The sequence below is a fragment of the Halorubrum alkaliphilum genome, from assembly GCF_017873815.1.
GTDB classification, from domain to species: Archaea; Halobacteriota; Halobacteria; order Halobacteriales; family Haloferacaceae; genus Halorubrum; species Halorubrum alkaliphilum.
Window position 1 is genome coordinate 1 of sequence record NZ_JAGGKQ010000047.1, and the last position, 8,193, is coordinate 8,193.

Sequence of the window (8,193 nt, forward strand, 5' to 3'; positions counted from 1 at the left end):
AGAATCATCACGAACCTCTGCTGCCAGTTCATACAGGCTAAGTTGTGCGCCTTCTATGAGATAGCAGCGAAATCAGTTCGGGCTAAACACGTACGAATGACCGATGAAGTAGTCAGCAACCGGGAGATGTTCGTCCTCGTGGAGTGGATGGACCGGGAGTTTGGCGTGCCGCTGTCACAGCTCGAAGTACTCGACGTGGACAGCGATACCAGACAAGCGGTCGACGACTGGCACTACTGGAACGGCAACGGCGGCCGGTTGGGCTGAGCGCCGATCAGTCGCGCTCTGTTTTGACGGGAGATGCGTACGCTTCGGCCAGTTCGACCACGTCGTAGACGTGAATCCCGCTTTTGAACCACAGGACCCGCTCCGCCGTATCTTCGAAGTCCTCGTCGGCACAATCCAGTCGCTCTGAGACCGCAAGCACAAAATTGTCGGCATCGACCTGCCGAATCTTTGCCAGCTTCGACTCTAGGTACTCTGGGGTCCAGAATCCCACAATCTCGATGATCGCCCGTCTGCCATCGGGGTGTTCGATGGCAAAATCCGGAATCATCACCTCCGCGCCGAGGTCGAAGACATCGTCCTCACGCGTGAGTTCCCAGTCAGTGGTCGCTCGCCCCCACTTCCGGGCGAGTGTGCGTTCGATATCGCTATCGAACTCCTGACCCATGCTGTAGTGTGAGACGAGGCCGTCGGTGTGGTCAAGTATGAGGCGGTTACTACCGCTGGCCGTATCGTCGTCCAGAATCTCTGCACGCATCTCCCAGCGTTCACACTGCGGTAGTGCGGGGAGGAAGTTCGCCATCCGAATGCCGTACTTCTGTGACTTCCGAAACAGTGAGGCTGGGCCGTCAAGTTCGGCCTCGTAGCCCGCTGCAAGGTCGGTACTCGAAACGCGGTTGCCGTCGCCGTCGATGGGATAGATCCGATGCATCAATCCGAACAGCTTCATGTAGCTGAACACCGTCCCGAAGTGGTCCCAGACCCGAATCCGCATATTCGAAGCGTCGTAGAGGACGGCTTGGGCCAGCGCTAAATTGTACCGTGCTAGCAGCCAGTCGACGGTCTGGGCTGTCTGGTCGTAGGCCTGCTTGCTGTTGCCGGTCAACTTTGTCGTCGACGTGGTCTCAGCAGCGTCGTAGTCCGCAACCGTTTGGTCACCGAACCGAACTAGGAGCTTGTTGTCGTCCAAATCCGCGTACATCCCTCGGTAACACTCTTCGAGGGAGATTCCGAGTTCGTCAGCGACAGCACTGTACACTTCGAGTTTCTGTGTGTCTTCCCCGAGTGTGGGTTGGCGAACGATCGGATAGCGTCCGTTCGCGCGCTCGAATAGGCGCTGGCGAATCTCCTGAGGTTCGACTGCAGCCTGTTGTTCAAACTCACATTCGTCTTTCAGTAGCTTCGCCAGTCCCTGGACAATTTTGTAGTCAGTATTGTCGACAGTTAGGTCGTCAATGGCAGTTTCAAGCTCGCCTTTCGGTTCGCCGAGGTGATTCTCAAAGAGATCGATAAGTGTGGCCGCCGTCGACCGATACTGTTCATCGGAGATGTCGATGAACAGCGGGCGAACTTCTCTATCACGTGTGCGCGAGCGTGCGAGGTCAGCCGTCAGCACTACTACTCACCCCATCGCGGCGTCGCTGGGAAACGTATGTCTCCATCGTGTCGGTGGTGATAATCTCGTAGAGGCGGGCTGGCTGGCGGTCGTCAGTCGGTCGGAGAATGCGACCGAGCCGTTGGGCGTACTGTCGTTTCGAAGCACTCCCGGAGAGGATGATCCCGACGTTGGCCGCGGGCACGTCGATACCCTCGTCGAGCACTTGGGAGGTGGCGAGCATAGAGTACTCCCCTGATCGGAACCGTTCGAGAATCTCGGTGCGTTCGTCAGTGTCGGTCTGATGCGTGATACAAGGGAGGATGAACTCTCGAGAGATATCGTAGGCAAAGTCGTTGTTCGCAGTAAAGACGATGACGCGGTCATCGTGGTGCCGTTTGAGGAGATTATCAAGCGTATCGAGTTTCTTTGTCGCCGTGCGAGCGATGCGTTCCGCACGTTGCTTGGCGATGAGGGCACGGCGACCCTGAGGGTCGTAAGACGTGCGTTTGAGAAACTCCGCGTAGCCCTGTTCTTTCCAGAGGTCGAAATCATGATTGTCGACATAGTCTCTGTAGAGCTGGTACTCGTCATCGTACGCAGACCGCTCCTCGCTGGTGAGTTCGACTGACATCTGAATGGTTTCGTACTCGCTCAGGAACTCCCCGGCGAGGTTGTCAACGACCTCCTCGTAAACGACCGGCCCCATACGATCTTCGAGTAGTTCTTCGCGGCCGTCCGCCCGTTCATAGGTTGCAGTGAGGCCAAGTCGGTACGGGGCAATGGTCATCTCCGGGATTTGTAGGTAGGTGTCGGCCGCCAGATGGTGGGTTTCGTCGGTGATGAGCAGGCCAAACCGGTCGCCATATTCGTCGATATAGCGGTAGGCACTGTCGTAGGTGGTCACAGTCAAGGCGGCGATCTCGTGGCTGCCACCACCGAGGACACCAACCGTTTCAGTAAGTTGGTCGCCGAACGCATTCGTCAGCGTGGCGTGCCACTGGTTCATCAGATCGATCGTCGGTGTGACGACGAGCGCACCGACACCGGCGTCGGCGATGGCCTGCAACCCGAGGAAGGTCTTCCCGCTGCCGGTCGGGAGGATAACGGTACCCTGCCGGTCGTGGGTCCGCCACGCCTCAAGCGCGGCCTGCTGATAGTCACGCGGTTCGATCTGGAGTGCGGGTGTCAGTGCGAGGTCGGGATAGGCTCGCGCAGCGTCTGTAACGTCGTGGCTGAAGCCATCTTGGAGTGTGGCCTAGCCGTCGCTCTCAGCCCACTGGCCGGCCCATTCGAGGAGCGCTCGGTATCGATAGGCTTGTGCCCGGTATGCGTCGACACGGTCGTCCCATTCCGCGTACAGAACGGCTTCAGGTGCGTTCTCCAGCAGGAGCGTTCCGTCGTCGAATTCGAGCCGCATTCGGTACGTGAACGCATGCGTGTCGGACGATTCAATCTGTCGGGGTCCGCTGAGCAGCAGAGATACGGTCTACACTCACCGGTGACAGCGCAACGCCACGTTTTCAGTCACCACACCGGTAGTCGCATGTAAGACATGGAGTACCCGACCCGCGAAGCGATTCGGTCGCGCTGTACCGAGCAGTCCTTCGAGCGGGGTCGCAACTACTACCGCCAAGACCGAATCAAAGAAATAGAGATTGACGGCGGAGAGATACGAGCAATTGTCCGAGGCTCCAATGACTATGATGTTGCCATCGACATCGTGGACGAAACCATCAAAACCCACTGTAGTTGCCCGTATGATCACGCTGGTGACTGCAAGCATATCGTCGCAGTCCTACTGGCGGTCGATGACGAAGAAACCGATACGGTAAGCGAAACCGCCCCCGAATCAGATGAACAACTCCCGGCGACAGTTGATATCGAGTCACTGGTCGAGCAGACGACTGCCGACGAACTCCGGGGATTTTTGCTTGATATCCTGTCGGACGACCGTGAGCTCCGTGACCGCTTTGTCGCATTCGTCGGCGAAGACACCGGGAAGACCGTCTACGACTACAAGGAGGAGCTCAACCAACTGTTCGATGACGCTGTCAGTCAGCGAGGGATGGTCGAATACGATACGCATATCGACTTCTCGCAATACGTCGATCTCGCCGAAACACACCGAGAACGCGGCCACGTTGAGACGGCGACCGACATCTATCGCGCGATTGCTGAGGCGGTAGCCGAGAATATGAACCGAATCGATGACAGCAGCGGGTACTACGGCCGGGAGATGGAGCAGGCTATCGAGGCGTATGCGGAGACAGTCGCGGAACACGACCTCAGCCACGAGCGTAAGCGACCACACATCGTGTATTTCTGTGACGCCTTCCTCGGGGCCAACCACGGATTTGCCAGCGACTACTACGATGATGCACTGCGAACACTCTGTACAGCGGATGCGGATATCGAATACTGGCTGGAATTACTCGACGAGCGGATTTCAGGCATCAGCCTCAATGGAGTGACCCGTCAGGACTCGCCTAGAACTGAGAATGAGAGAGACAACTCAAGCGAGGACACGAGCAGCGATGACCCAACGACTCGCTCTGAGCGAACGGACAATGTACTCTGTGCATCTGATTTCACCGATGGGCCGCTCACGACGGACGATTTCACCGGTGGCGCACTCGATATCGAACACTTGGCAGTTGGCACGCTCAAACTCGACTACTTTGTCGGTGATGCCTTCGAGGAACTGCGTATTGACGAACCGACAACCGTCGAGCAACACACTATCGATGTCGAACCGGCTGACTCGGATGCCACCGAAAGGAGGATATCCGAATCACTTCGCACACGGCGTGTCCTCTCGGCGTACATCTATTTTCTCGAGCAACTCGACAGCGAAGACGCACTGGCGAATCTCTACGATGACATATACCTCGAACATAGCCGCTTCTGCAAGCAGTACGCACAGCAGTTGATCGACGACGGGGAGCAAGACCGCGCAATCGAGGTGCTCGAAGACGGCATCCACACCTTTCGGTCGCCCCGTGCACTTCGCTGGCTCGCTGCTGACCTCTACGAAGACCGCAATCCAGAGAAGTACCGGAAGACGCTGAAACGACTGTTTCTTGACCACACGGAGTGGGACGCATATGATGAACTGAAATCGACTTGTAGTGAACACGAGTGGGAGTCAATGTATGAGGAGTTCGAACAGCATTTCCAACGTGACGACCGGAAGAACCTCGTCAAGCTATACGTCCACGATGGCGACTTAGAGAAGGCATTTGCCGAACTGAAAGACAACGAGGATCTCTCGTTGGTTCGTAAGTATCGGGACTCGGTTGCAACCGTTGACCCGGTCGAATACTTCGAACTCTACCGGGAACTACTCGTCCCGTTTGCCGCCAACGATACGGGCCGACGCCACTACCGAGACATCGCCGACCACTTAGAAGAGATGCAAGAATTGGTCCCCGAAGCGCGGTTCGAAGAGTTCGTCGATTTCCTGAAAGACAAACACTCGAACCGGCCGGCGTTCTTGGACGAACTGGAGAAAGCTGGGTTTTGATGATGGCTGTCAACGGAGTTGCTCACACGGCCGATGCCCCACACCTGTGACAACTGCGGCGAGAGATTCGACGATTGGCCGTTTGGAGACCTCGTGGTATGACCTGTACAGCCGCCGAACGTTTACCCGTGATACCGGACCCACCGCTTGTCTATGGCCGAGATGCGAGATGCAGATCCGATTCCAACAACCGTCCTGCGAGACACGCGCGAACAGCATCCGTGGACGTTCGATGAGTGTGCCGTCGAGACGCAGGACGTGACCCTCTTAACCGGCGACTACGCCGTCCCGGCCGACTGTACTCACGACCCAGAATCGGACACCCACTACCCACGGTTCGCGGTCGAGCGCAAATCAGGGCACGACTTCCTCACCGCACTCACATGGGAACGTGACCGATTTACGTCCGAGTCGCGGCGGGCCGCCGAGTGGTCACAGCCCATGGCCGTCGTCGTAGAGACCTCTTGGCAAACCCTCCTTCGCAATCGCGGTTGCATGGCGTGGCGGGATATCCATCCGAGCCAGATCGTGGGCACCCTCTCGGCGTGGACTGATCACTACAACGTCGCGTTCCATTTCGCAGAGTCCCGACGGCAAGCGGAACTGTGTACGTATCTCCTCCTCGTCCGTCGTAGTCTACTACGACGACGTGAGCAAATCTGACGTGATACTCACTCTGTCCAGAAGGCGTGTTGCCGCTCCTCGATCTCGCCGAGGACAAGCATGTCACGCCATTTCTCCAGGTGTGATGCGTCGTTTCCGGATATTGGCGTATCCGGACTCGGGTATACGTGGTCACGGGTATTGTGGTCGATACCGGTATTCTAATTCAAAATCGACCAATCTACGGTGCGATTGCACTATCCGTTTTCTGAGATATTGAAATCAGAGCGGATATACACCAAAATAATGCCCTCTTGGGCTTTAGGGTAACGTGTGAGAGCCAAGGGATCGAATTAAGGCAGTATTTTAAGTATAATAAACCATCACATCAAGTGAATTATCGTCAGATCGCCCCAGATAGCGGATGAATCAATATTTTTGTCCTAGATTGCTATGTGGATGGCAACCCGGTGAGTCGATGAGTGCCCCGTCCCACGATAGATTATTAGGTCCGTGGATCTGATAACTACTTACGATGGCCTCTTCCAGTAGTGAGTCCCCCGACGAACTTGCGACTGCGGTGGGTCGGTACGTTCTCGGCGACCTCTCGCTCGGACGTGCTGCCGAAGCGGCCGGACTGTCCCGGTGGGAGTTCGAAGAAGTGCTGGAAGACGCTGGCTTCACATCGCTCTACGGGCCACGAACTGACGACCAGTTACAGCGCGAGATCGACGTTGCACTCGACCTCGACGAATAGATGCCGGACGGCTACCCGCAACCGGTTTTCCTCGACGCAACTGTCATCAGTAATTTCGCCAGTACGAGCTCGGTCGAATTTCTCGTTCACCTACTCGAAGTTCCAATCGTAGTACCCGCAGTCCGTGACGAGATTGAACGGGGAGTCAAACACGGCCACGAGTATCTGACCAGCGCCGTCGAGGCGTTCGACAACGGACTGGCAGTCAGTGACGTTCCACCCGAAATAGAAAGGGTGAGCCTCCATGAGCGACTTGATCCAGGAGAAACAGAAGCGTTGCGGGGAGCCGTTGGACGCAATGGGACCATCGCCACCGATGACCTCGCAGCACGCCGTCTTTCGACAGAACTGGATGTTCCAGTCACTGGATCGATAGGCCTCCTCGTCCTCGGCATCAAACGCGAGCGTATCGACAGCGAAACTGCGGACGAATGGCTGGAGGTCTGGCGGGACGAACGCGGCTACTACGCCCCCGTCGAGAGCGTCACCGAACTACTAGACAAATAGGGCTGTAGACTGGTAAAACGGGTTAAAGAAGCGTTCTACAGTTATGGACCCCGAGAACGTGAACATCCGGGAGACCTGTACCGACGCGGTGTTCGAGCGCGGGCGGAACTACCGGGATGAAGGACGCATTCAGCGAATCGAACGGTTTGGCGACGTGGTCACAGCTGCGGTTCGGGGATCGAGTCTGTACGACGTGACCGTCGAACTGGGCGAGAACACCGTCGATGCGCGGTGTGCGTGTCCTTAGCAAGGAGCGGGCGAGTACAAGCACGTCGTCGCGGTGCTACTGGACGTCGTCGCTAATCCGCCCCAAGACAAGAGCGAACACGTCCAAAGGGTTATCGGAGATATCTCGTCCGACGACCTACGCGCGTTCGTGCGCGATGCACTTGCCGAAAACCCGGACCTGCGTGAGCAGTTTCTCGCACGGTTCGGCGACGACCACAAGTCGGTCGAAGCGTACCGCGAGAGGATCGAGGAGTTGTTCGACCAGCACACCGAGAACTATCCAGTCGTCACGGAAGCCATCGACTTCTCGCACTTCTTTGAATTAGCCGAGCAGTACCGCGAGCGCGGGCGCTACCGGGCGGCCGCGACCGTCTACCGTGCGCTGTTCGAGGGAATCGACGGCAACCACGTCCGCATCGACGCCGCATACGATCACTACGCCAAAGCCTTGTGCTCTGCGCTCGATGGATACGTCGACTGCGTGCTCGCGGCCGACCCAAGCGACGGCAAATTCGAACAATACGCCGGCGCACTCGAAGCACAGGCGTTGTCCGAACTGCGGATCAACGAGGAACAGTTCCGACGTGCGCTCAACGCTCTCGAAGAGCGGCGATGACGGTGACTTTCTCAGTCAAGATACGACAACACGACCGAATCCGGCTGGACAACCCACTCGAGTAGGATTGTCGCATTCCTGATATTCCGATGGGAAAAGCGGGACGTGCCAAGACAATGTCGTCTTGGGCTTTAGGGTAACGTGTGAGAGCCAAGGGCCGGATTTGAACCGGCGTCGGGCGGCTCTGCAGGCCGCTGCGTCTGACCAGACTCTGCCACCTTGGCGCAGTCGAACGTATCCACGTAGTCCGTTTAAGCCTAGCGGTCACGGTCGGGTTGGGTATGAAAAAAGCCCCACGGACACTCGTCCGTGGGGCTGGTGTGGGGTTGTTACCCCGTATGAATGGGTGGGCGGCG

General features: G+C 57.2%; 6 protein-coding genes, 1 tRNA gene and 2 pseudogenes. 6 read left to right on the forward strand and 3 right to left on the reverse strand.

Features of this window, described 5'->3' with window-relative positions; translation table 11 throughout:
- On the forward strand, positions 1–267 hold a 267-nt coding region (locus J2751_RS15645), incomplete at its 5' end, for a calcium-binding protein (RefSeq protein ID WP_245202882.1).
- A gap of 7 nt (positions 268–274) precedes the next feature.
- Here the strand turns inward: J2751_RS15645 and J2751_RS15245 are convergent.
- Both J2751_RS15245 and J2751_RS15250 read right to left on the reverse strand, forming a co-directional pair.
- Positions 275–1,621, reverse strand: coding sequence for a DUF790 family protein (locus tag J2751_RS15245; protein ID WP_209487293.1), 1,347 nt, complete (start codon positions 1,619–1,621; stop codon positions 275–277).
- A pseudogene (locus J2751_RS15250) lies at positions 1,608–3,020 on the reverse strand (DEAD/DEAH box helicase). Before J2751_RS15250 ends, J2751_RS15245 begins: the two are co-directional and overlap by 14 nt.
- Positions 3,021–3,155: 135 nt before the next feature.
- Here J2751_RS15250 and J2751_RS15255 point away from each other — a divergent pair.
- The 5 genes and pseudogenes from J2751_RS15255 to J2751_RS15835 all read left to right on the forward strand — a co-directional run bounded on the left by J2751_RS15255 (position 3,156) and on the right by J2751_RS15835 (position 7,837).
- The gene (locus J2751_RS15255; protein ID WP_209487295.1) at positions 3,156–5,126 is read left to right on the forward strand and encodes an SWIM zinc finger family protein; all 1,971 of its coding nucleotides are present in this window, start codon (positions 3,156–3,158) and stop codon (positions 5,124–5,126) included.
- Between the two features lie 153 nt (positions 5,127–5,279).
- The gene (locus J2751_RS15260) at positions 5,280–5,789 is read left to right on the forward strand and encodes an ERCC4 domain-containing protein (protein WP_209487297.1); all 510 of its coding nucleotides are present in this window, start codon (positions 5,280–5,282) and stop codon (positions 5,787–5,789) included.
- A gap of 475 nt (positions 5,790–6,264) precedes the next feature.
- The gene (locus tag J2751_RS15265; protein WP_209487300.1) at positions 6,265–6,486 is read left to right on the forward strand and encodes a UPF0175 family protein; all 222 of its coding nucleotides are present in this window, start codon (positions 6,265–6,267) and stop codon (positions 6,484–6,486) included.
- Complete coding sequence (locus J2751_RS15270) at positions 6,487–6,993, forward strand: hypothetical protein (RefSeq protein ID WP_209487302.1); 507 nt, start codon at positions 6,487–6,489, stop codon at positions 6,991–6,993.
- Between the two features lie 43 nt (positions 6,994–7,036).
- Positions 7,037–7,837 (forward strand): annotated as a pseudogene (locus J2751_RS15835) (SWIM zinc finger family protein).
- 148 nt (positions 7,838–7,985) lie between these two features.
- Here the strand turns inward: J2751_RS15835 and J2751_RS15280 are convergent.
- Positions 7,986–8,061: transfer RNA gene (locus tag J2751_RS15280), tRNA-Cys, on the reverse strand.
- Between the last annotated feature and the right edge of the window lie 132 nt (positions 8,062–8,193).

What these genes read in the sequence shown, in the direction of transcription:
- J2751_RS15265 (WP_209487300.1), top strand. Translation starts at nt 6,265, where the DNA reads ATGGCCTCTTCCAGTAGTGAGTCCCCCGACGAACTTGCGACTGCGGTG.
- J2751_RS15255 (WP_209487295.1), top strand. Translation starts at nt 3,156, where the DNA reads ATGGAGTACCCGACCCGCGAAGCGATTCGGTCGCGCTGTACCGAGCAG.
- J2751_RS15270 (WP_209487302.1), top strand. Translation starts at nt 6,487, where the DNA reads ATGCCGGACGGCTACCCGCAACCGGTTTTCCTCGACGCAACTGTCATC.
- J2751_RS15260 (WP_209487297.1), top strand. Translation starts at nt 5,280, where the DNA reads ATGGCCGAGATGCGAGATGCAGATCCGATTCCAACAACCGTCCTGCGA.